The 23,033-nt window shown below is 75.9% G+C and carries 19 protein-coding genes; 16 read left to right on the top strand and 3 right to left on the bottom strand.

Features of this window, described 5'->3' with window-relative positions; translation table 11 throughout:
- The first annotated feature begins 28 nt into the window (after positions 1-28).
- The 6 genes from KVT14_RS11805 to KVT14_RS11780 all read left to right on the top strand — a co-directional run bounded on the left by KVT14_RS11805 (position 29) and on the right by KVT14_RS11780 (position 5,650).
- The gene (locus tag KVT14_RS11805; protein ID WP_308161044.1) at positions 29-670 is read left to right on the top strand and encodes a SigE family RNA polymerase sigma factor; all 642 of its coding nucleotides are present in this window, start codon (positions 29-31) and stop codon (positions 668-670) included.
- On the top strand, positions 667-1,635 hold the full coding sequence (locus KVT14_RS11800; protein ID WP_217615842.1) for a hypothetical protein: 969 nt from the start codon (positions 667-669) through the stop codon (positions 1,633-1,635). The genes KVT14_RS11805 and KVT14_RS11800 overlap by 4 nt, the downstream gene beginning before the upstream one ends.
- A gap of 144 nt (positions 1,636-1,779) precedes the next feature.
- The gene (gene dnaG, locus KVT14_RS11795) at positions 1,780-4,068 is read left to right on the top strand and encodes a DNA primase (RefSeq protein ID WP_217615841.1); all 2,289 of its coding nucleotides are present in this window, start codon (positions 1,780-1,782) and stop codon (positions 4,066-4,068) included.
- A 55-nt stretch (positions 4,069-4,123) separates the two neighbouring features.
- The gene (locus tag KVT14_RS11790; protein ID WP_217615840.1) at positions 4,124-4,651 is read left to right on the top strand and encodes a DinB family protein; all 528 of its coding nucleotides are present in this window, start codon (positions 4,124-4,126) and stop codon (positions 4,649-4,651) included.
- Between the two features lie 48 nt (positions 4,652-4,699).
- Positions 4,700-5,206, top strand: coding sequence for a phosphoribosyltransferase (locus KVT14_RS11785; RefSeq protein WP_147793900.1), 507 nt, complete (start codon positions 4,700-4,702; stop codon positions 5,204-5,206).
- A 24-nt stretch (positions 5,207-5,230) separates the two neighbouring features.
- Positions 5,231-5,650 (top strand): hypothetical protein, encoded by a 420-nt coding sequence (locus KVT14_RS11780; protein ID WP_217615839.1) that lies wholly within the window; start codon positions 5,231-5,233, stop codon positions 5,648-5,650.
- A gap of 83 nt (positions 5,651-5,733) precedes the next feature.
- Here KVT14_RS11780 and KVT14_RS23470 read toward each other — a convergent pair whose 3' ends face one another.
- The 3 genes from KVT14_RS23470 to KVT14_RS11765 are packed head-to-tail and all read right to left on the bottom strand — an operon-like array spanning position 5,734 to position 9,295.
- Positions 5,734-6,402 carry a response regulator transcription factor gene (locus KVT14_RS23470; protein ID WP_217615838.1) on the bottom strand — a complete coding sequence of 223 codons (669 nt, stop codon included), beginning with the start codon at positions 6,400-6,402 and terminating at the stop codon, positions 5,734-5,736.
- The gene (locus KVT14_RS11770) at positions 6,399-8,471 is read right to left on the bottom strand and encodes a sensor histidine kinase (RefSeq protein ID WP_217615837.1); all 2,073 of its coding nucleotides are present in this window, start codon (positions 8,469-8,471) and stop codon (positions 6,399-6,401) included. Before KVT14_RS11770 ends, KVT14_RS23470 begins: the two co-directional genes overlap by 4 nt.
- Positions 8,472-8,530: 59 nt before the next feature.
- Complete coding sequence (locus KVT14_RS11765) at positions 8,531-9,295, bottom strand: hypothetical protein (RefSeq protein WP_217615836.1); 765 nt, start codon at positions 9,293-9,295, stop codon at positions 8,531-8,533.
- Positions 9,296-9,743: 448 nt separating this feature from the next.
- Between KVT14_RS11765 and ileS the strand changes: the two genes are divergently transcribed.
- From ileS to smc, 10 genes are all read left to right on the top strand, one after another.
- A complete protein-coding gene (ileS, locus tag KVT14_RS11760; RefSeq protein WP_217615835.1) occupies positions 9,744-13,058 on the top strand; it encodes an isoleucine--tRNA ligase in 3,315 nt (1,104 codons plus the stop codon).
- Positions 13,058-14,449 (top strand): folylpolyglutamate synthase/dihydrofolate synthase family protein, encoded by a 1,392-nt coding sequence (locus KVT14_RS11755; protein WP_217615834.1) that lies wholly within the window; start codon positions 13,058-13,060, stop codon positions 14,447-14,449. The genes ileS and KVT14_RS11755 overlap by 1 nt, the downstream gene beginning before the upstream one ends.
- Positions 14,450-14,587: 138 nt before the next feature.
- Complete coding sequence (dhaK, locus tag KVT14_RS11750; protein WP_217615833.1) at positions 14,588-15,583, top strand: dihydroxyacetone kinase subunit DhaK; 996 nt, start codon at positions 14,588-14,590, stop codon at positions 15,581-15,583.
- Positions 15,584-15,644: 61 nt separating this feature from the next.
- The gene (gene dhaL / locus KVT14_RS11745) at positions 15,645-16,292 is read left to right on the top strand and encodes a dihydroxyacetone kinase subunit DhaL (protein WP_217615832.1); all 648 of its coding nucleotides are present in this window, start codon (positions 15,645-15,647) and stop codon (positions 16,290-16,292) included.
- Positions 16,289-17,026: a dihydroxyacetone kinase phosphoryl donor subunit DhaM gene (gene dhaM, locus KVT14_RS11740; protein WP_217615831.1), complete on the top strand. Its 738-nt coding sequence runs from the start codon at positions 16,289-16,291 to the stop codon at positions 17,024-17,026. Before dhaL ends, dhaM begins: the two co-directional genes overlap by 4 nt.
- Before the next feature lie 58 nt (positions 17,027-17,084).
- Positions 17,085-17,693, top strand: coding sequence for a TetR/AcrR family transcriptional regulator (locus KVT14_RS22415; RefSeq protein WP_308161043.1), 609 nt, complete (start codon positions 17,085-17,087; stop codon positions 17,691-17,693).
- A 129-nt stretch (positions 17,694-17,822) separates the two neighbouring features.
- On the top strand, positions 17,823-19,523 hold the full coding sequence (locus KVT14_RS11730) for an MDR family MFS transporter (RefSeq protein WP_217615830.1): 1,701 nt from the start codon (positions 17,823-17,825) through the stop codon (positions 19,521-19,523).
- Between the two features lie 15 nt (positions 19,524-19,538).
- Positions 19,539-19,994, top strand: coding sequence for a DUF4233 domain-containing protein (locus tag KVT14_RS11725; RefSeq protein ID WP_217615857.1), 456 nt, complete (start codon positions 19,539-19,541; stop codon positions 19,992-19,994).
- Between the two features lie 22 nt (positions 19,995-20,016).
- Positions 20,017-20,448: a nucleoside-diphosphate kinase gene (gene ndk, locus KVT14_RS11720; RefSeq protein WP_217615829.1), complete on the top strand. Its 432-nt coding sequence runs from the start codon at positions 20,017-20,019 to the stop codon at positions 20,446-20,448.
- Between the two features lie 48 nt (positions 20,449-20,496).
- Positions 20,497-23,016: a chromosome segregation protein SMC gene (gene smc, locus KVT14_RS11715; RefSeq protein ID WP_217615828.1), complete on the top strand. Its 2,520-nt coding sequence runs from the start codon at positions 20,497-20,499 to the stop codon at positions 23,014-23,016.
- Positions 23,017-23,033 lie beyond the last annotated feature (17 nt).

Raw genomic sequence — 23,033 nt, 5'->3', positions numbered from 1 at the left:
TTCGGGCCCCGCGGTGCGTGTACCGGGTGTGAGAGTCACCATCGCCGCCCCGGCCGAGGGGCCCGACGCGCCGGCGGAGCTGCTGCTCCCCGTGCAGCCCGACCGCGCCCCGGACCGCGGGGCGCGCCGCGAGCCCACCCGCCGGGCGACCGTCGACGAGGAGTTCGCCCTGTTCATGGGCGACGCCGCGCCGGCGCTCGCCCGGACCGCGTGGCTGCTCTGCGGCGACGTGCACCAGGCCGACGAGCTCGTGCAGCAGGCGCTCGTCCGCACCTACCTGGCGTGGCCGCGGGCGCGGGAGCGCGACCCGCTCGCCTACGCCCGGCGCGTGCTGGCGAACCTGCGCATCGACACCTGGCGACGGCGCCGCCGCGAGGTCCTCACCGACCCCGGCGACCTCCCGCACGGCGCCGAGCCGTCCGGCGCGCAGCGGCAGGCGGACCGCGACCAGCTGGTCCGCGCGCTCGCCACGCTCAGCACCCGGCAGCGGCGCGTCGTCGTCCTGCGGCACCTGGAGGGCCTGTCCGAGGCCGAGGTCGCCGACGACCTGGGCGTCACCGTCGGCACCGTGAAGTCCACCGCGTCGCGCGCGCTCGCGCGGCTGCGCGCCTCGCTCGGCGAGGACGCCGCCGTCGGCCCCGGCCCCACCGACCCGAGGAGCACCCGATGAGCACCGACGACGAGTTCGCCCGCGACCTGCGCTCCCGCGTCGAGGCCGCCGCCCCGACGATCGACGTGCACCTGACGGGCGTCGTGCCGCGCGCCCGGCGACGCCGGGCCTGGACCCGAGCGGCCGGGGCGGGCGCGGCCGGCGGGCTCGTGCTAGCCGGCGTGCTGGTCGGGCAGGCGTGGGCGGAGGCGCCGTGGTCGAGCGGGACGCTCGCGGGACCCGCCGCGACGACGACGCCGGTGGCGACGGCCGAGCCGTCGGCGGACGCGTCCGCCTCGGCGGCGGCGGAGGCCGCGCGCGACGCGGCCGACGCGGCGGCGGACGCGGCGCTCCGGGACGGCACCGCGCAGGGGGCGGCGCCGTACTGGTACACGCTGACCGTGGCGCCGGACGGGGTGACGGACCGCCACGAGTCGTGGCAGAGCCCGGACCGTCCGGGGCTGCTCGTCCGGGGTGGCGACCTCGGCAACACCGAGGCGACGGCGCCGTCGTACACGGCCGGCCGGTTCCGCATCGACGGGCAGTGGATCGACGAGGTGCGCGATGCCGACGTGCTTCCCACCGACCCGGCAGCGCTCGAGCAGGTGTTCCGCGACAGCATCGAGCCCGACCGCCGGAGCGGCAGCGATGACGAGAAGGTCTACGGGATGGCGTACGACCTGCTGAACAACAACCCGGGCTGGCTGCCGACCACGCTGCTCCAGGCGGCGTGGCAGGTCGCCGGCTCGCTCCCGGGGTCGACCGTCGTCCCCGGCGAGGACTCGCTGGGTCGCGCGGGCGAGGTCCTGACCCGGCCCGGTGCGCAGGGCGGCGCCGAGCGGATCGTCGTCGACCCGGCCACGGGGCTCATCCTCGAGATGAACTCGGGCGCGAACACCCGTGTGTTCCAGCAGTCGCCCGCGGACGCGGTCCCGGCCCAGCCGTCGCTCGACGGCACCGGCTGCCGCTCGTGGGACGCCTGCTGACCCGCTCGCACGGGCTCGAGGTCGGCGGTTCCGCCCCAGGTCGGCGGTTGCGCCACCCCCGCGGTGGACGCAACCGCCGACCTCGGCGGTGGCGCTGGTCACGACCGGCCGGGTGCGGCTCGCCGGGCACCTAGGATCGTCACCGTGGCGGGACGGATCCGGCGGGAGGACGTGCAGACGGTCCGCGAGCGCGCCCGGATCGAGGACGTCGTCGGCGAGCACGTCGCGCTGAAGACCGCCGGCGTGGGCTCGATGAAGGGCCTGTGCCCGTTCCACGACGAGAAGTCGCCGTCGTTCCACGTCCGCCCGCAGGTCGGGCTGTACCACTGCTTCGGGTGCGGCGAGGGCGGTGACGTCATCGACTTCATCCAGAAGATCGACGGCCTGCCGTTCACCGAGGCGGTCGAGTACCTGGCCGGCCGCGCCGGCGTGACGCTGCGGTACGAGGAGGGCGGCGGGCCGCGCCCCGGGCACGAGCCCGGCAAGCGGCAGCGGCTGCTGGAGGCGCACCGGGTCGCGGCCGAGTACTTCGCCGAGCAGCTGCTCTCCCCGGAGGGCGCGACGGCCCGGCAGTTCCTCGCGGAGCGCGGGTTCGACCGCGCGGCCGCCGAGCAGTTCGGCATCGGGTACGCGCCCCAGGGCTGGGACCACCTGCTGCGGCACCTGCGCGGGCGCTCGTTCACCGAGGCCGAGCTCACCGCCAGCGGCCTGATGAGCCAGGGCAACCGCGGGCTGTACGACCGGTTCCGCGGCCGCCTGGTGTGGCCGATCCGCGAGGTCACCGGCGACACGGTCGGGTTCGGCGCCCGCCGGCTGTACGAGGACGACCAGGGGCCGAAGTACCTGAACACCCCGGAGACGCCGCTCTACAAGAAGTCCCAGGTGCTCTACGGCATCGACCTGGCCAAGCGCGAGATCGCGAAGAACAAGCAGGTCGTGGTCGTCGAGGGCTACACCGACGTCATGGCGATGCACCTGTCCGGCGTCGGCACCGCGGTCGCGACCTGCGGCACGGCGTTCGGCTCGGACCACGCGCGGATCGTGCGGCGGCTCATGGGCGCGGGCGGGGCCGGCTCCGGCATCCAGCTGGCGTCGGGGGAGTCCGTCGGCGGCGAGGTGGTGTTCACGTTCGACGGCGACTCCGCCGGGCAGAAGGCCGCGATGCGCGCGTTCGGCGAGGACCAGGCGTTCAGCGCCCAGACGTTCGTGGCGGTCGCCGACGGCGGCATGGACCCGTGCGACCTGCGCCAGGCGCAGGGCCCGGACGCGGTGCGCGCGCTGGTGAAGGCGCGGCAGCCGCTGTTCGAGTTCGTCATCCGCACGACGCTGCAGGGCTACGACCTGCACACCGCCGAGGGCCGGGTGGCCGCGCTGCGCGCCGCCGCACCGATCCCGGGCGGCATCCGGGACGCCGCGCTGCGCCCCGAGTACACCCGGATGCTCGCGGGCTGGCTCGGCATGGACATCGAGACGGTGCAGCGCGCGGTGCAGCAGGCCTCGCGCGGCGGGCGGTCCTCGTCGGGCGGCCGGGACGCCGGGCGGGGCGCACCGTCGTCGGGCTACGGCCAGGGCGGCGGCTACGGCAGCAACGCCGGCCGGACGGCGTTCGTGCCCCCGGGGCCGGAGGAGGGCGGCTGGCGCCGGGACGGCGGGCGCGGCGGCAAGGGCGGCGGACGACCCGGCGGTGGCCAGGGCGGCGGGTCGCGCGGCGGTGTCGGTGGCGGCGGTCGCTGGGACGACCGGCGCGGCGGCGACCGGTTCGGCCAGGGCGGCGGGCGCGGCCCGTCCAACCCGGGCCAGGGCTACGGGCAGCGGTTCGACGAGCCGCCGCCGGAGCCGTACGACGACGCGCCTCCGCACGACCTGGACCAGGCCGGCGCCGGCCCGGGGCCGCGCGACGCCGCGACCCCGCTGCCCGCGCCCCAGATGGCGATGCCCGACCCGCGCGACCCGGTCACCGCGACCGAGCGGCGGGCGCTCGAGGCCGTGCTGCAGATGCCGGACGCCGTGCCGCCGGAGTTCGACGACCTGCCGCCCGAGGCGTTCAGCGCGCCCGCGTACCGGGCCGTGCACGCCGCGATCCGCGCCGCTGGCGGGGCCGCCGCCGCGCGCGCCAAGGTCGCCGCCGAGGGCCCGGGCGGGGCGGTCGGCTGGGTGGACGCCGTGCGTGAGGAGGCCGCGTCGCCGGTCGAGGGGCTGATCACCCGCCTCGCCGTCGCGCCGCTGCCCGAGGACCGCCCCGACCGGCTGCCCGGCTACGCGCGCGGGCTGGTGATGGCCCTGGTCGAGATGGAGCTGACCCGGCACATCGCCGACCTGCGCGGCCGGCTGCAGCGGATGGACGGGCAGTCCGACCCGGACGGGTACCGGGCGCTCGCGGTCGAGCTGATGGAGCACGAGAACCGGCGTCGGGCCCTGCGCGAGAGCGCCTGAGCCACCCGGCCGTCGCCCGCACCGTCGCTGCGCCTCCCGGCGGTACGGTGCCGGGATGGAGCTGTGGGGCGCCGCGCTGTACGGGGAGCCGTGCACCGAGTGCGGGTACACCTGGGTCCGCACCCCGGAGGAGGCGGTGCACGCCGTGTCCGAGGTGCCCGGCCGGTTCGCGGCCGTGCTCGTCGGGGCGCCCGAGCCGCTGCGGCACCCGGACCTCGGCTGGTCGACCGCCGCGTACGTCCGGCACGTCGCCGACAACCTCGAGACCTGGGCGTACCGCCTGGACGCGGCGCGCTGCGACGGCCGCACGACCACGGCCGGCTACGACCCGGACGCGCTCGCGGCGGCGCGGGACTACGCGCACGCGACCGTCGGGGCGTCGCTCCTGGCGCTGCGGCGCGTCGTGCCGGGTTGGGTCGACGCGGTGTCCGCGGCGCTCGCGGAGGGGGTCGTGCTCGACCACGCCACCCGCGGGCCGCAGCGCGCGGAGGACGTCGCCCGGAACAACGCCCACGACGCCCTGCACCACCTGCAGGACGTCCGGCGGATCGTCGAGCACGCGGCGGCGGCCACCGGGTCCTGACAGCCCCGCGAAACCTGACGCACACGTCCGGCCGCTAGCCTGACCGGCATGACGACTGCGGAGGCCGCACCCGGCCAGGACCTGCCCGACGAGCGCGAGATCCTGGGCTGGGACGAGTTCGGCGAGGCGGCGCGCGACCTGGCCCGCGCGGTGGTGGCCTCCGGCTTCGAGCCCGACGTCGTGGTGGCGGTCGCCCGGGGCGGCCTGCTGCCCGCCGGTGCGCTCTCCTACGCGCTCGGCCTCAAGGCCTGCGGCACGCTGAACGTCGAGTTCTACACCGGCATCGACGCGCGGCTGCCCGAGCCGGTCGTGCTGCCGCCGCTGCTGGACAACGCGGCGCTGGTCGGCCGCCGGGCGCTCGTCGTCGACGACGTGGCGGACACGGGGGAGACCCTGGCGCTCGTGCAGCGGCTCGTCGCGGAGCACTGCGAGGAGGCGCGCACGGCGGTGCTGTACGCGAAGTCGCACTCGATCGTCGCGCCGGACTTTGTGTGGCGCCGGACCGACCGGTGGATCACGTTCCCCTGGTCGGCGCAGCCGCCGGTCACGGACTGACGGCGCGGTCGGCGGGGCGGCCGCGTGCGGGGCCCGTCCGTGCTGCGGCTGCGCTGCGTCGCGGCCCGCGGCGCGTTCCTCCCCGCCGGCCGCCGACCACGCGGCACCAGCGCGGCGTCTGCGTACGCGGTGACGCCCGGACGCACGTACGAGGCGGCGGGGGTCGTGGTGCTCGCCGACCACCTGAGCGTGCTGGTGCGCGACGACTGGGGCGGCCCGGCGTTCGTGCCCGCGGAGCTGTTCGCGGGCGTCGCGACGGTCGTGCCCGCGGGCTGGGCGTTCGCCCTGGACTCCGGGGCGCAAGCCGGACGCCGGACGCTCTGGGGCGAGCCGGTCGTGGCGGTCTGGGGCTACCCGACGCTCGTGGAGGAGGAGGGCCACGTGGCGGCGCTGCTCGCCGGGGACGCCCGGGCGGTGGCGCTGTTCGACGAGGCTGCGCGCTGAACCCCCCGATCGTCGCGCAGCCACCCGATCGATCGGGGTGCGGCGTGACGATCGGGTGGGGATCAGGCCGGGGGCCCCGCGCCTCAGCGCGCCGGCGTCCCCGCGCCGCCCAGGCCCTCGGCCCGCGCCCGGACGATCGCCGCGGACCGGTCCGGCACCTCCAGCTTGGTCAGCACGTTCGCCACGTGGTTCCGGACCGTCTTCGCCGACAGCCCCAGCCGGCGCGCGATGACCACGTTGTCGTGCCCGCCGGCGACCAGGTCGAGCACCTCGCGCTCGCGGTCGGTCAGCCGCGGGAACGGCACCCGGACGGCCGAGCGTCCGCCGAGGACGTAGGCCATCGCCCGCTCCGCCACCGTCGGCCCGAGGATCATCTCCCCGGCGGCGACGGCACGGACCGCGCGCTCGACCTGCTCGGGCGGCGCGGACTTCACCAGGTACCCGCGTGCCCCCGCCCGGACGGCGGCGACCACGGCGTCGTCGTCCTCGTGCATGCTCATGACGAGCACGGCGGTCCCCGGCCGCGCGGCGACGACCTCCCGCGTGACGTCGATCCCCGACCCGTCGCCGAGGTCGAGGTCCATGACGACGACGTCCGCACCGGGAGCGCCGTCGCCGGTCAGGAGCGCCCGCGCCTCCGCGGCCCCGGCCGCCGTCCCGACGACCTCGACACCCGCGAGGGACCCCAGCAGCGCCGCCATGCCGATCCGGAACACCGGGTGGTCGTCCACGAGCACGACCCGCACCGTCACGTCGGCACCGCCTCGGCGGCGTCGGATCCGGCGCCCACCCCGGCACCCACCCCGCCCGCCCCCGGCACCGGCCCCCCCGGCACCAGCGGCAGCACCGCACGCACGACCGTCCCCGGCGCCGCCTCGGCCACCTCGAGCCGACCGCCCAGCTCCTCCGCCCGCTCCCGCATCGAGCGGGTGCCCACGCCGACGGCGTCGCCCGGCCGTGCGGACCCGGCGGCGGGTCCCGGCCCGCGCCCCGCGTCCGTGCACCGCACGTCCAGCAGGTCCGCGGACCGGCGTACGACGATCCGGCAGCCGACGGCCCCGGAGTGCCGCTGCGCGTTGCGCGCGGCCTCGCTCAGGACCCCGTACGCCGCGGCCGCCACGACGGGGTCGAGCGCCCCGGGGTCGTCCCCGGCGACCTCGACGGCGAACCCCTCGCGCCCGAGCCGCCGGGCCAGGTCGTCGAGCGCCGGCCCGAGGCCCTGCTCGTCGAGCACTGGCGGCAGCAGCCCACGGGCGAGGTCCCGGACGTCCTCGACGCGCCGCTCGGCCTCGTCCCGCAGTGCGGTCAGCGCGGCGCGCGCCGCCTCGACGTCGTCGGGCCGGCCGCCGTCGAGCAGGTTGACCGCTCCCTGCAGCCCGAGGCGCATCCCCGACAGCCACGGGCCGAGCCCGTCGTGGAGCTCCCGCCGGACCACGCGGCGCTCGCGGAGCCGGGCCGACGTCGCGGCGTCCCGGGCGCGTTCCAGGTCCCGGGCCCCGGTCGCGAGCGCCAGGCCGGCCGCGACGACGGGAGCGAGCTGGTCGAGGGCGGCGCGGCTCCGGGCGTCCAGCCGCTCGCCGGGCGGGGCGGTGACGGCCAGGTCGCCGACGACGTCGCCGGCGCGCTCGACCGGCACGCGGACCGGGTCGGAAGTGGGTGCTCCCCAGGACGCGGCGACCGGGTCGGCGCCGTGGGTCGCCAGCCGGACCGACTCCAGCCGGAGCGACTCGCCGACGCCCGCCGCCAGCCCGGCCAGGAGGTCCGCGGACCCGCCCGGCGTCGTCAGGCTCCGGCCCAGCCGCAGAGCGGCCCGCCCGGGGTCGGTCGCGTCGCCGTAGACGAGTCGGCGCACCCGGACCTGCAACCAGCCCCGCACGGGCTGGAGCAGCAGCACGACGCCGACCGCCGCGGCCACCTGCGCGCCGGGGGTCGTGGCGCCCACGAGCGCCGACACCCCCGCCGTGACGATCGCGTACACCCCGGCGAGGGTCAGGGTCAGCAGCGCCGCGACCGTCGCGCGGCTGATCGCCAGGTCGAGTCCCCACAGGCGGTTGCGCAGGACGGTCACGAGCAGCGCGGCCGGGAACAGCGCCTGGCAGACCAGGTGGCTCACCGGCACGGCGAGGAACGCCGCAGGCCCGGGGTCGGCCAGCAGCAGCGGCACGAACGACAGCGCCATGATCGCGGTCGCGACGGCGAGCAGCCCCAGCCCGCGGCGCTCGGCCGCCGGCCCGCGGCGGTACCGCCACCACGTCGCGGCCGCGGTGAGCAGCCCGGCGACCACGACCAGCGCGATCGCCCCCCGCGCGTCCGACATCGGCGTGAGCAGCCGGGTCCCGGTGAGCAGCAGGCCCGAGCCGGTCCCCAGCGCGACGCCGGCCCAGGCCACCGGCCCGAGCCGCCGGTCGCGGGCCGGCCACGGCACCACGGTGAACAGCGCGACGGTGCCGGGCACCCACACCCAGCCGAAGGCGCCCGTCAGCCAGTCGAGCGCGGGGGCGCCGGGCCGGGCGGCCGCGAACACCCCCCAGGCGCCGCCGACCGCCGACACCCCACCCGCGACGCCCGTCAGCGCGACCAGCCAGCCGACGGGGTGCCGGCGCCGGGACAGGACGACCGCGCCGACGGTGCCGTAGACGGCCGCCACGGTGACGTCGACGGCGGTGAACAGCAGGTCGCCCGCGGACATCCCACCTCCGGCGGCGACGTGCAGCACGACCGCCGTCCCGGCGAGCAGCCAGGCGACCAGGGCGATCGCGAGCGCCACGCCGGGCAGCCCGTCGCGCGGCAGGTCGCGCGCGCCCGAACCCTCCCGGCCCATGGCGTCACCGTAGGGGCAGACCACCACAGAACGGGAGGGTTCGGGCACGACTTCGACGATCACCGCCGGTCGCCCACCGCGAACCCGATCGCGGTCAGCAGCAGCCAGATCGGGCCGGTGAACCCGGCCATGTACTGCAGCGGCGAGATGCCGAGCAGCAGCGTCAGCCCGCCGAGCACCGCGCCCACCCAGCCGAGCCACCGCGGCGCCGCCGCGTGCCGCAGCGCCGCCACGGCCACCGCGACCCCGGACAGCCCCGCCCCGACCCACAGCCACGGGATGGTCGCGATCCAGTCGCTGAAGAACGCGCCCGACTCCGGGACGATCAGGTCGACATCGGCGAGGCCGAACATGAACTGGGTGTCGAGCCCCGACCCGAGCAGCCCCGCGACGGCCACCAGCAGCAGCCCGCCGGACGCGACCGACGGCAGCAGGCTCCCCGCAGGCGCCTGCTGGGACAGCCGCCGGGACAGGCCTGCGGCGAAGACGACGGCCAGCAGCGCCGACAGGATCGTCGCGGTGTGGAACAGCAGCAGTGTCGCGGTGCGCCCGGACAGGTCGGCGATGATCGCGTCCGCGTCGCCGGCGGTCTCCTCCCAGTTCACGCCGAGCGCCATCGAGGCCTGGATGCCGACCAGGCCGGTCACGCCGGCCGCGATCCCGGCGAGCGCCCAGCCGCGCGGCTGCGGCCGGACGCGGCTGACGGCGACCGACGCCGGGGTGGTCGCGGGCGTCGCGCCGGCCGCGTCGGTGCCGCCCCCTGCGGCGGCACCGACGCCGGACGCGCGGCCGGCGGTCGTGGACGAGGTGTCGTGCGTGGTCATGTCGTGCCCCTCCGTGACGGGGAGGCCCGGTGCCTCCGCCGGGCACGACGCTGGGCCCGGGGGCGTCCCGGGCGGAAGGGCGGGTGGCCCGGATCGCCGGGTGATCGACCCGGGCGCCCGGGCGGCGGGCGGGTATCCCGGTGCGGCCCGCTGGACGCCGTCGCTACACTCGTGCGCACAGGCACCGATCCGGCCATCACCGGGGAGCCTCCGGAAGAACAGGGCGGCAGCACCACCGGCGCCCCCAGTAGAACCGGACGGGGCAGGCCCGTCACAGCCGTCGCAGAGAGTGGTCGCGCGCCGACCCCGCACCAGCGGGCCAGGCGATCGGCAAGCGGGGTGGTACCGCGGTGCGCACCGGGCGAGAGCCGGGCGGGCGTCGTCCCCGTGGATCCGCCACCGCACCGCGAGCCCCCGGGCCCGCCGACCACCAGGAGCGCCATCCGCCATGGCCTATCCGCTGCACCGCACCCCGAGCGGCAAGCACGCCGCCCCCGTCGCGCCCGGCGCGTCCTTCGGCCTGCCCGCGTCCCCGGACCTGCCGGCGCTGGAGAAGGACGTCCTCGCGTACTGGGAGTCCGACGGCACGTTCCAGGCGTCGATCGACGCCCGTGACGCCGGCACCGACGGCGCGAACGAGTTCGTGTTCTACGACGGCCCGCCGTTCGCGAACGGCCTGCCGCACTACGGCCACCTGCTGACCGGGTACGCCAAGGACATCGTCGGCCGGTACCAGACGCAGCGGGGCCGCCGCGTCGAGCGCCGGTTCGGCTGGGACACGCACGGCCTGCCGGCGGAGCTCGAGGCGGAGCGGATCCTCGGCATCACCGACAAGGGGCAGATCGAGGAGATGGGTATCAAGGCGTTCAACGACGCCTGCCGGACGTCGGTGCTGCGGTACACCGACGAGTGGCAGGTGTACGTGACGCGCCAGGCGCGCTGGGTGGACTTCGAGCACGACTACAAGACGCTCGACCCGACGTTCATGGAGTCGGTGATCTGGGCGTTCAAGCGGCTCTACGACAAGGGCTGGGCGTACGAGGGCTACCGCGTGCTGCCGTACTGCTGGAACGACCAGACGCCGCTGTCGAACCACGAGCTGCGGATGGACGACGACGTCTACAAGGACGTCCAGGACCAGACGGTGACGGTCACGTTCCCGCTGACCGGCCCCCGGGCGCAAGAGCTCGGCCTCGACGGCGTCGCCGCCCTCGCCTGGACCACGACCCCGTGGACCCTGCCGACCAACTCGGCGCTCGCGGTCGGCCCCGACGTCACCTACGCGGTGGTCCCCGCCGGCCCGAACGGCACCTCCGCGACGGCGGAGCAGTTCCTCCTCGCCCGCGACCTCGTCAAGGGCTACGCCAAGGACCTCGGCTACGACTCCGCCGAGGACGCCCTGGCCGCGGTGACCCGCGAGGTGCGCGGCGCCGACCTGGCCGGCGTCCGGTACGAGCGGCTGTTCGACTACCTGGCGGACCAGCCGGGCATGGCCGAGCACGGCTTCCAGATCCTGCTCGCCGACTACGTCACGACCGAGGACGGCACCGGCGTGGTGCACCAGGCCCCGGCCTACGGCGAGGTCGACCAGGAGACCTGCGAGGCGGTCGGCATCCCGACGGTGCTGAGCGTCGACGAGGGCGGGAAGTTCACGTCCCTCGTGCCCGACTTCGAGGGCCAGCAGGTCTTCGAGGCCAACAAGCCGATCACCCAGCGGCTGCGCGCCGACGGCCGCCTGCTGCGCCAGGCGTCGTACGTGCACTCGTACCCGCACTGCTGGCGGTGCCGGAACCCGCTGATCTACAAGGCCGTGTCGTCCTGGTTCGTGAAGGTCACGGCCTTCCGCGACCGGATGGTCGAGCTCAACCAGGACATCTCCTGGGTGCCGGAGCACATCCAGGACGGCCAGTTCGGCAACTGGCTCGCGAACGCCCGCGACTGGTCGGTGTCCCGGAACCGGTACTGGGGCACGCCGATCCCGGTGTGGGTGAGCGACGACCCGGCGCACCCGCGCATCGACGTCTACGGCTCGTTCGCCGAGCTGGAGGCCGACTTCGGCCGGCTGCCGCTGAACGACGCCGGCGAGCCCGACCTGCACCGGCCGTTCATCGACGAGCTGACCCGCCCGAACCCGGACGACCCCACCGGGCGCTCGACCATGCGCCGGATCCCCGACGTGCTGGACGTGTGGTTCGACTCCGGGTCGATGCCGTTCGCCCAGGTGCACTACCCGTTCGAGAACGCCGACTGGTTCGAGCACCACTACCCGGGCGACTTCATCACCGAGTACATCGGGCAGACGCGCGGCTGGTTCTACCTGCTGCACGTGCTGGCGACGGCGCTGTTCGACCGCCCCGCGTTCCGCACGTCCGTCTCGCACGGCATCGTGCTGGGCTCGGACGGCCGGAAGATGAGCAAGTCGCTGCGGAACTACCCGGACGTGAACGAGGTGTTCGACCGCGACGGCTCGGACGCGATGCGCTGGTTCCTCATGGCGTCGCCGATCCTGCGCGGCGGCAACCTGGTCGTCACCGAGGAGGGCATCCGCTCGGAGGTCCGCCAGGTGCTGCTCCCGCTGTGGAGCACCTGGTACTTCTTCGCGCTGTACGCCAACGCGGCGAACGACGGGACCGGCCTCACCGCCGGCCGGGTCACGCCCGACACCCCGGTCACCACCATGGACCGGTACGTGCTCGCCCGGACCCGGAAGCTGGTCGAGACCGTGACCGCGCAGCTCGACGCGTACGACGTGCCGGGAGCCTGCGAGACCGTCCGGGTGCACCTGGACCTGCTGACCAACTGGTACGTCCGCACGCAGCGCGACCGGTTCTGGTCCGAGGACGCCGCGGCGTTCGACACGCTGTGGACCTCGCTCGAGACGCTGACCCGCGTCATGGCGCCGCTGGCCCCGCTGCTCTCCGAGGAGGTGTGGCGCGGCCTGACCGGCGACCGGTCGGTGCACCTGACCGACTGGCCGACCCTGGGCGACGGCTCGGCGGACGACCTGGCGCTCGCGGCCGACGACGACCTGGTCGCCGCGGTCGACGGCGTGCGCGAGGCGGTGTCGGCGGCGCTCGCGCTGCGCAAGGCCAACGGCCTGCGCGTCCGCCAGCCGCTGAACGAGCTGCGCGTCGCCACGGCGACGCCCGAGGCGCTGGCCCCGTTCGCGGACCTGCTCGCCGCGGAGCTCAACGTCAAGCACGTCGCGCTGTCGACGGTCGAGGAGGCTGCCGCCGGCGGCGTCGCGGTCCGGAGCAACCTCGCGGTGAACGCGCGCGCCGCCGGCCCGCGCCTGGGCCGCGGCGTCCAGGCCGTGATCCGCGCGGCGAAGGCCGGCGACTGGTCGACGGACGCCGAGGGCACGGTGGTCGTGCGCACCGACGACGGCGAGGTCCCGATGCAGCCGTCCGAGTACGAGCTGACGACCACGATCGACGTCACGACGGCCGAGGGCGAGGCCCCGACGCTGGCCGCGGGCGTGCTGCCCTCGGGCGGGTTCGTGGTGCTGGACCTGGCGCTGGACGAGGCGCTGCTCGCCGAGGGCTACGCCCGCGACGTGGTCCGCGCGGTGCAGGACGCCCGCAAGGCGGCCGACCTCGTGGTCACCGACCGGATCCGGCTCACGCTGGGCGTCCCGGCCGAGCACCGGGCCGCGGTCGACGCGCACCGGGAGTTCATCGCGCGGGAGACGCTGGCGACGGAGGTGGTCGTCGAGGACGGCGGCTCCGAGCTCACCGTCGGCGTCGAGCGGGTGGCCGCCTGATGGCCGCCGCGAAGGGCCGCGGGGGAGCGGACCACCAGCGCGACGAGGCCGCCGCAGCCGCCCGCCGCGCCGCCGACGAGGTGTACGCCGGCATCCTCGAGCGCGCGCCCGAGCACGACATCGACCCGACCCTCGACCGGGTCGCTGCGGTGTGCGAGCTGCTGGGCGACCCGCAGAAGGCGTACCGGGTCGTGCACCTCACCGGCACGAACGGCAAGACGTCGACCGCGCGCATGGTCGAGCGGCTGGTGCGCGAGCACGGGCTGCGCACCGGCCGGTTCACCAGCCCGCACCTGCACCGGGTGACGGAGCGCATCGCGATCGACGGGGAGCCGATCTCCGACGAGGCGTTCGTGGCCACCTGGCAGGACGTCGCGCCGTACGTGCACATGGTCGACGTCAAGGAGCAGGAGGCCGGTCGGCCGCGGCTGAGCTTCTTCGAGGTGTTCACCGTGATGGCGTTCGCGGCCTTCGCGGACGCCCCGGTGGACGTCGCGGTGGTCGAGGTCGGGATGGGCGGCCGCTGGGACGCCACGAACGTCGCCGACGGCGAGGTCGCGGTCATCACCCCGGTCGCCTACGACCACGAGCGCTGGCTCGGGCACACCCTCGTGGAGATCGCCGGGGAGAAGTCGGGGATCGTCAAGGACGGTGCCACCCTCGTGCTGTCGACGCAGGAGGAGGACGCCGAGGGCGTCATCCTGCACGCCGCGGCCGAGCACGGGGCGCGGGTGGTGCGCGAGGGCGTCGACATCGACGTGGTGGACCGGCAGGTCGCCGTGGGCGGGCAGCTGCTCACGCTGCGCGGCTCCGGCGGCGTCTACACCGACGTGTTCCTGCCGCTGCACGGCGAGCACCAGGCGCACAACGCGCTCGCGGCGCTCGCGGCCGTCGAGGCGCTGATCGCCGGCGGCGGCGCGCTGGACGGGTCGGTGGTGGAGGCGGCGTTCGCCGACGTCGACTCCCCGGGCCGCCTGGAGCTGGTCCGGTCCAGCCCGACCGTCCTGGTCGACGGGGCGCACAACCCCGCGGGCGCGGAGGCGCTGGTCGCGGCGGTCGAGGAGGCGTTCGCGTTCCAGCGGATCGTCGGGGTGGTCGGGGCGATGGCGGACAAGGACGCCGAGAGCCTGCTCGCGGTCCTGGAGCCGTACCTGGCCGAGGTCGTCGTGACGCGGGCGTCGAACCCGCGGGCGATGGAGGTCGACGACCTGGCCGAGATCGCCGTCGACGTGTTCGGCGAGGACCGGGTGCACGTCCGCGAGCGGCTCGACGAGGCCGTGACCCTGGCGGCGGACCTCGCGGAGCGCGAGGTGGAGCGCGGCGCGGCCGTCCTCGTGACCGGGTCGATCTACCTGGTGGCCGAGGCGCGGGTGCTCACCGGCCGCGCCTGACGGACGCCGCGGCGGGGGTGCACGAACGTGCACCCCCGCCGCACACCGTGCCCTTGACGGCCCGCGACCAGCGCGGCGAGTGTGAGCACTGTCGCGGCGAGGGCGCCGCGGTCCGGGTGCCGGGAAGGAAGCATCGCCGTGAAGAAGCTCATCAACGACCCCCAGAACGTCGTCGCCGAGTCGGTGGAGGGCTTCGGCCTCGCGCACGCCGACGTGGTCGAGGTGCACACCGACCCGCTGTTCGTCTCCCGCGCCGGCGGCGCCGTGAGCGGCAAGGTCGGCCTCGTGTCCGGCGGCGGCTCCGGCCACGAGCCGCTGCACGCCGGGTTCGTCGGCGACGGGATGCTCGACGCCGCCGTGCCGGGCGCGATGTTCACCTCGCCCACACCGGACCAGATCGCCCCCGCGTTCGCGGCGGCCGACGGCGGGGCGGGCGTCCTCGCGATCGTCAAGAACTACACCGGCGACGTGCTCAACTTCGAGACCGCCGCCGAGCTCGCCGACGCCGACGACCTGACGGTCCGGACGGTGGTCGTGAACGACGACGTCGCGGTCGAGGACTCGCTGTACACCGCGGGCCGCCGCGGCGTCGCGGGCACCGTCGCGGTCGAGAAGATCGCCGGCGCAGCCGCCGCCCGGGGGAACGACCTGGACGCCGTCGTCGCGGTGGCGGAGAAGGTCGTGGCGAACGTGCGGTCGATGGGCGTCGCGCTGACCGCGTGCACCGTCCCGCACGCCGGCAAGCCGTCCTTCGACCTGCCGGACGACGAGCTCGAGATCGGCATCGGCATCCACGGCGAGCCGGGCCGGCGCCGCATCAAGGCCGCCCCGGCCGACGAGATCACCGAGATGCTGCTGACCCCGGTGGCCGACGACCTCGGCCTGGCGTCGGGGGAGCAGGTGCTGCTGTTCGTCAACGGCATGGGCGGCACGCCGCTGTCGGAGCTCTACGTCGTCTATCGTCAGGCACGCAAGCTGCTCGAGGGCCGCGGGGTCCAGGTGACCCGCTCGCTCGTGGGCAACTACGTGACATCACTGGAGATGCAGGGCGCCTCGGTCACTGTCCTCCGGTTGGACGACGAGCTCACCGCGCTCTGGGACGCGCCGGTGCGCACGGCCGCGCTGCACTGGTAGCCGGCCCGCCGCCCTCCCGGGGGCGGGGTCGTGGGTCCGACGGCGGAGGTGGGAACGGGACATGACGGGCTCTCTGGACGCGGGCTGGGCGGTCGCCTGGGTGCGGCGCACGGCGCAGGTGGTCGCCGAGCACCGGTCGCTCTTAATCGAGCTCGACCGGCAGATCGGCGACGGCGACCACGGCGAGAACCTCAACCGGGGGTTCACCGCCGTGACGGCCAAGCTGGACGCGCTGGACGCCCCGCCGGGCGACGTCGGCGCCGTGCTCAAGCTCGTGGCCACGACCCTCATGTCCACCGTCGGCGGCGCCGCGGGCCCGCTGTACGGCACGGCCTACCTGCGCGCCGCGAAGGTGACCGGGCTGCCGGAGCTCGACAGCGCCGCGGTCGTGGCGCTGCTGGAGGCCGGCCTGGAGGGCATCGTCGTGCGCGGCAAGGCCACGACCGGCGAGAAGACGATGGTCGACGCGTGGACCCCGGCGGTCGAGGCCGCCGTGGCCGCGTCCGACGCGGGCGCCTCCCCGGCCGCGGTGCTGGCGGCCGCGGCCGAGGCGGCGCGCGCCGGGGCCGAGGCGACGATCCCCCTGGTCGCGACGAAGGGGCGTGCGTCCTACCTGGGCGAGCGCTCGGCCGGACACCAGGACCCGGGTGCCACGTCGACCGCCCTGATCCTCGAGGCGGCGGCGGCCACCGCGGAGGCCGCCGCATGACCGCCCCGGTCGCCCTCGTCCTGGTCTCCCACTCGGCGACGCTGGCCGAGGGCGTCCGGGAGCTGGCGGCGCAGATGGCGCCGGAGGTGCTGATCGTCGCGGCCGGCGGCGACGGCGCGGGTGGGCTCGGCACGAGCTTCGACCTGGTCGAGCAGGCGCTCGGCGAGGCGACGGCCGACGGCCGGTCCGCGGTCGTGCTCACCGACCTGGGGTCGGCGGTCCTCACCACCGAGTCCGTCCTCGAGTTCCTCGACGAGGACGTCGCGGCCCGGGTGCACCTGGCGGACGCGCCGTTCGTCGAGGCGGCGGTCGCCGCCGGGGTGACCGCCGCGGGCGGGGCGCCGGTGGGCGAGGTGCTCGGCGCCGCCGTGGCCGCGGGGGCGGGCTTCCCGCACGCCGCGGGGCCGGGGGAGGTGGCGCCCGAGGCGTCCGCCGAGCCCACGCCGCCCGCCCCGCCGCACGCCGGCGACTCCGCAGCCCCCATCACCGCGCACGTCGTCGTGCGCAACCCCATGGGACTGCACGCCCGCCCGGCCGCGGTGCTCGCCCGGATGATGGCCGGCTTCGACGCCGCCGTGCAGGTCGACGGCGTGAACGGCGCGAGCGTCCTGGAGCTCATGCAGCTCGCCGCCACGCAGGGCCGGACCCTCGAGGTGACCGCCACCGGCCCGCAGGCGCGGGTCGCCGTGGACGCGTTCGTCGGAGCGGTCGAGGAGGGCTTCGGCGAGGTGTGACGGGCCTCGCACCTCCGTTGCCCTGGACAACTCTGCACGCTCTGCAATAATTCAGGGCGTGCAAGAAGTCGTGGAGCCCGAGGGGCTGCGGGCGCGCAAGAAGCGCGCCCGCCTGGAGGCGTTCGTCGACGCCACCCACCGCCTCGCGGCGGAGCAGGGGCTGGACCGCGTGACGGTCGAGGCCATCTGCGCCGAGGTCGGCGTCTCGGTCCGCACGTTCTTCAACTACTTCGAGTCGAAGGACGACGCCGTGCTCGGCATGGAGCACTGGCGCCTCGACGAGGCCGCCGCCGAGGCGTTCGCGACCGGCGGGCCCACCGGCGACCTGCTCGCCGACATGCAGGCCCTCACCGCCAGCGCCCTCGACCACCCGCCGCTCGGCAAGGAGCGGATGGAGCGGGCCTTCGAGCTCGCGAAGGGCCACCCGGAGCTCATGCTCCGGGCCTACACCCACGTCCAGGGCCTGCACGACGAGATCGGCGCCCTGGTCCGGCGCCGGCTCGGCGACGCGGCCGACGAGTCCGCGGTCGCCCTGGTCGGGACCCTGCTGCTCGGCCTCGCGCACGCGACGTTCGTGCGCTGGGACACCTCCGGGGGGACCGGCGACGTCCAGGACCACCTGCCGTCGGTCGTCGCGGACCTCACCGCGATCTTCGCGCCCCGCTAGCACCCGTCGCGGTCCGGCCGCCCCCGCGGCCACCGCACCACCACCCGCCGCACCACCACCGCCGACGACGGCCCCGCCCCGGCGTCGCCCCGGCGGCCCCGGCGCCGCCCGCACGAGAACGAGGTACCCATGGCCACCGCCGCCCCCGCCCCCGACAAGCCCCTGGTGGAGCTGAACCAGCGCACCGTGTGGCTGATCTTCGGGGCCCTGCTCGCCAGCATGCTGCTGTCGTCCCTCGACCAGTCGATCGTCGGCACCGCGATGCCCACGATCGTCGGCGAGCTGAACGGCGTCGAGCACCAGGGCTGGGTCGTGACGATCTACATCCTGGCGATCGCGATCGTCATGCCGCTGTACGGCAAGTTCGGCGACCTGTGGGGGCGGCGCTGGCCGTTCCTCGTCGCGATCAGCCTGTTCACGCTCGCGTCCGCCGGCGCCGGCTTCGCGCAGACCTTCCACGAGCTCGTCATCTGGCGCGGCGTCCAGGGCCTCGGCGGCGGCGGCCTGATCATCCTGTCGCAGGCGATCATCGCCGACATCGTGCCCGCCAAGGAGCGCGGCAAGTACATGGGCCCGATGGGTGCGCTGTTCGGCGTCTCCGCGGTCGCCGGCCCGCTGCTCGGCGGCCTGTTCACGGACCACTTCGACTGGCGCTGGTGCTTCTGGATCAACATCCCGATCGGCATCGCCGCGCTCGTCGTCGCCTGGTTCACGCTGAAGCTGCCGAGCCACCGGTCGAACCGCCCGCTCGACGTCGCCGGCATCGTCCTGCTGACCCTCGCGACCTCCGGCCTGGTGCTCGTCACCTCGTGGACCTCGTTGTCCGGCGAGGGCGGCTACGACTGGTCCGACCCGCGCCTCGTCGGCCTGCTGGTCGGCACCCTGGCCGCCGCCGTGGCGTTCGTGCTCGTCGAGCTGCGCGCCGCCGAGCCGATCCTCCCGCTGCGCCTGTTCAAGAACCCGACGTTCACCCTCGCCACCGGCATCGGCCTGGTCATCGGCATGGGCATGTTCGCGTCGCTCGCGTTCCTGCCGACGTTCCTGCAGATGTCGACCGGCTCGGGCGTGACCGAGTCCGGGCTGCTCATGCTGCCGATGACCGTCGGCGTCATGCTGACCTCGATCGCCTCCGGTCTCGCGATCACGAAGACCGGGAAGTACAAGGCGTTCCCGATCACCGGCATGGCGATCACGACGCTCGGCCTGGCGTGGCTCACCACGATCACCGGCGACATGTCGATGGTGCTGTTCGGCGCGATGATCTTCGCGCTCGGCGCGGGCCTCGGCCTCGTCATGCAGACCGTCGTGCTGGCCGTGCAGAACTCCGTCGACCCGCACGAGCTCGGCACCGCCACCTCCGCGAACAACTTCTTCCGCGAGATCGGCGCCGCGGTGGGCACCGCGCTGTTCAGCACGATCTTCACCACGCGGCTGTCCGAGCGGCTCGAGTCCGTGTTCGCGGGCGCCGGCTCCGCGGGGATCGACACCGGCGGCTCCGCCGAGTCGCTGACTCCCGCTCTCGTCTCCCAGCTGCCCGAGCCGCTGCACGACGGCGTGGTCACCGCGTACACCGAGGCGCTCGCCCCGGCGTTCTGGTACCTGGTGCCGCTGCTGGCGGTCGGCTTCGTGCTCACGCTGTTCCTGCGCGAGGTGAAGCTGTCCGACGTCGCCGGCATGGTGGCGCGCGGCGAGGCGACCGCCGCGGCCCCGGCCGCGCCGGCGACCGTCTCGGCCGGCGTGGGTGCGACGGGGGCGCCCCCGAGCGCGTCCGCGGCCGCCCCGGGCGAGAGCGCGGGCCCGGACCACGGCTCCGCCGACGACCGCAGGTAGCCTTCCCGCGTGAGCATGCACTCCTCCCGGCCCGTGCGCCAGAAGCGCCCCGCCAAGCCCCAGTTCACCTCGATGATCCTGGTCCTCGAGGGCGTGCTGGTGCTGTTCGCGGCGCTGACGGCGTACGGGCTGGCGCAGGCCGGGGTCGTCGCGGCGTCGCCGGCGGTGCTCTGGACCGTCGCGGGCGTGCTGTTCGTCGTGCTCGTCGTGCTGTCCCGGCTGGTCACCGCGCCGGGCGGCTACGTCGCCGGGTCGGTCGCTCAGCTGGTCGTCATCGCCTGCGGGTTCGTGATCCCGCTGATGTTCGCGCTCGGCCTGCTGTTCGCGGTGCTCTGGTTCGTGTCCTTGCGCCTGGGCGCCCGGATCGACCGCGAGCGGGCGGCGTTCGACGCCGAGTACCCGGACCAGACCCCGCAGGGCGGCCTCCCGCCCCGCGCCCAGGACCCGCCCGCCGCGCCCACGCAGCCCTGACGGGTTCGTTAGGGTTCGGGGCATGAGCGACATCCAGCGCACCCTCGTCCTGGTCAAGCCCGACGGCGTCAGCCGCGGACTCTCCGGCGAGGTCCTCCGCCGCATCGAGGCCAAGGGCTACACCCTCGTGGCCGTCGAGCTCCGCACCGCCGACGACGCCCTCCTGGAGCAGCACTACGCCGAGCACCAGGGCAAGCCCTTCTTCCAGCCGCTCGTCGACTTCATGAAGTCCGGACCGGTCCTGGCCGTCGTGGCCGAGGGCCACCGCGTCATCGAGGGCTTCCGGTCCCTGGCCGGCGCCACCGAGCCCACCACCGCCGCGCCCGGCACCATCCGCGGCGACCTGGGCCGCGACTGGGGCCTCAAGGTCACCCAGAACCTCGTGCACGGCTCGGACTCCGAGGAGTCGGCCGCCCGCGAGATCGCCCTCTGGTTCCCGGCCCTGGCGGTCTGACCCACCACCTCCCGGGGCACGGGCCGCGGCCGCACTAGGCTGCGGCCCGTGCACCTGAAGACGCTCACCCTGCGCGGGTTCAAGTCGTTCGCCTCGGCGACGACGCTGAACCTCGAGCCCGGGGTGACCTGCGTCGTCGGGCCGAACGGCTCCGGCAAGTCCAACGTCGTCGACGCGCTCGCCTGGGTCATGGGCGAGCAGGGCGCCAAGTCGCTGCGCGGCGGCAAGATGGAGGACGTCATCTTCGCCGGCACCTCCGGGCGCCCGCCGCTGGGCCGGGCCGAGGTCGCGCTGACGATCGACAACACCGACGGCGCCCTGCCGATCGAGTACACCGAGGTCACGATCTCGCGGACGCTGTTCCGCAACGGCGGCTCGGAGTACGCGATCAACGGCCGCGCGTGCCGGCTGCTCGACATCCAGGACCTGCTGTCCGACTCCGGCCTCGGCCGCGAGATGCACGTCATCGTCGGCCAGGGGCAGCTCGACGCCGTGCTGCGCGCGACCCCGGAGGAGCGCCGCGGGTTCATCGAGGAGGCCGCGGGCGTCCTCAAGCACCGCAAGCGCAAGGAGAAGGCGCTCCGCAAGCTCGACGCGATGCAGGCGAACCTCACCCGGCTCACCGACCTGACCGGGGAGCTGCGCCGCCAGCTCGGGCCGCTCGGGCGGCAGGCCGAGGTCGCCCGCCGCGCGCAGACCGTGCAGGCCGACCTGCGCGACGCCCGCGCCCGGCTGCTGGCCGACGACCTGGCGCAGCTCACCGCGCAGCTGGAGCAGGAGATCGCCGACGACACGGCCCTGCGGGCCCGCCGGGCCGAGGCGGAGGCGGCGCTGGACGCCGCCCGCACCAGGCTCGCGGCGCTGGAGCGGGAGGCGGCGGAGGCGGCGCCCGCGCTCGGGGAGGCGTCCGACGTCTGGTACCGGCTCTCCTCGCTGCGCGAGCGGCTGCGCGGGACGGCCTCGCTGGCCGCGGACCGCGCCCGGCTCCTGGGGAGCGCCGGCCCCGAGCCGACCCGCGGGCAGGACCCGGACGACCTCGAGCGCCAGGCCGAGCGCGTGCGCGCTGCCGAGGCCGAGCTCACCGCCGAGGTGGACGCCGCCCGCGCCGCGCTGGAGGCCGCCCAGGCCGCGCGCCAGGAGGCGGAGGGTGCCGCGGCCGCGGCCGAGAAGGCGCTGGCCACGGTGCTCCGCGGCGCGGCCGACCGCCGCGAGGGGCTCGCACGGCTCGCCGGGCAGGTCGGCGCACGGCGCAGCCGGCTGGAGGCCACCGAGGCCGAGATCGGCCGGCTCCGCGAGACGCTGACCGCCGCCGAGCGGCGCGGGCACGAGGCGACCGTCAAGTTCACCGCCCTCGAGACCCGGGTCGCCGGCGTCGAGGAGGGCGAGGAGGACCTGGACGCCGCGCACGAGGCGGCCGCCGAGGCGGTCGAGACCGCGTCCGCGCGGGTCGCCGAGCTGACGGCGCAGCTGACCGAGGCCGAGCGCGAGCGCGCCGCGCTGGAGTCCCGCATCGAGACGCTCGAGCTCAGCCTGACCCGCAAGGACGGCGCCGGCGCGCTGCTCGCGGCGGACGACCTGGTGGGCGTGGTCGGGTCGGTCGCCGCGCTGCTCGGCGTCGCGGCCGGGGACGAGGACGCGATCGTGGCGGCGCTCGGTGCGTCCGCGGACGCGGTCGCGGTGGAGTCGGTGGAGGCGGCGGTGGACGCGATCCGCTGGCTGCGCGAGCAGGACGCCGGGCGGGCGGGGCTCGTCGTCGCGGCCGGGGACGCGGCGGACGCGGGCGACGAGGACCAGGGCGCGGCCCCCGGGGGCGCCGACTGGGCCCTCGACCTCGTCCAGGCGCCGCCGGCGGTCGTGCCGGCCGTGCGCCGGCTGCTGCGCGGCGTCGCCGTCGTGGACGACCTGGTCGCCGCGCGCGGCGTGCTGCGCGACCGCCCCGACGTCGTGGTCGCCACCCGCGCCGGCGACGTGCTCGCCGCGCACCGCGCGTCCGGCGGCTCCGCCACCGCGCCGAGCGCCCTGCACCTGCAGTCCGCCCTGGACGACGCCCGGCAGGGCGCCGAGGCCGCGGCGGCGCGCGCGGAGCAGGCGCGGTTCGCCCTGGTGGGCGCGCGCGAGGCCGAGGAGGCTGCCCGCGCCGAGTACCAGCGCACCCTCGACGAGCTCAACGAGTCCGACGCCGCGCTGGCCGCGGTCGCCGAGCAGCTCGGCCACCTCGGCGCGACCGCCCGCGCCGCGCGGAACGAGGCGGAGCGCGTCCAGGCGTCGCTGGCCACCGCGGAGCAGACCCTCGCCGACGGCGCCGCCGAGCTGGCCGAGCTCACCGAGCGGCTGGCCGCCGCCGAGGCCGAGCCCGCCGACACGGACGCCGCGATCGAGGAGCGCACGGGGGAGCGGGACGCCGCGAACGCGGCCGCGACCGCCGCGCGCGGCAAGGAGACCGAGGCCCGGCTCAGCCTGCGCACCGCCGAGGAGCGGGCCCGGGCGCTGTCCGGCCGCGCCGAGTCGCTCGACCGCGCCGCGCGCACCGAGCGGGCCGCGCGCGAGCGGGCGGTGCTGCGGTCGTAGCCGACGAACTCGACCGG

This window comes from Cellulomonas sp. GbtcB1 (assembly GCF_019091725.1).
Taxonomy (GTDB): domain Bacteria; phylum Actinomycetota; class Actinomycetes; order Actinomycetales; family Cellulomonadaceae; genus Cellulomonas.
This window is presented reverse-complemented; position numbering and strand designations above follow the sequence as displayed.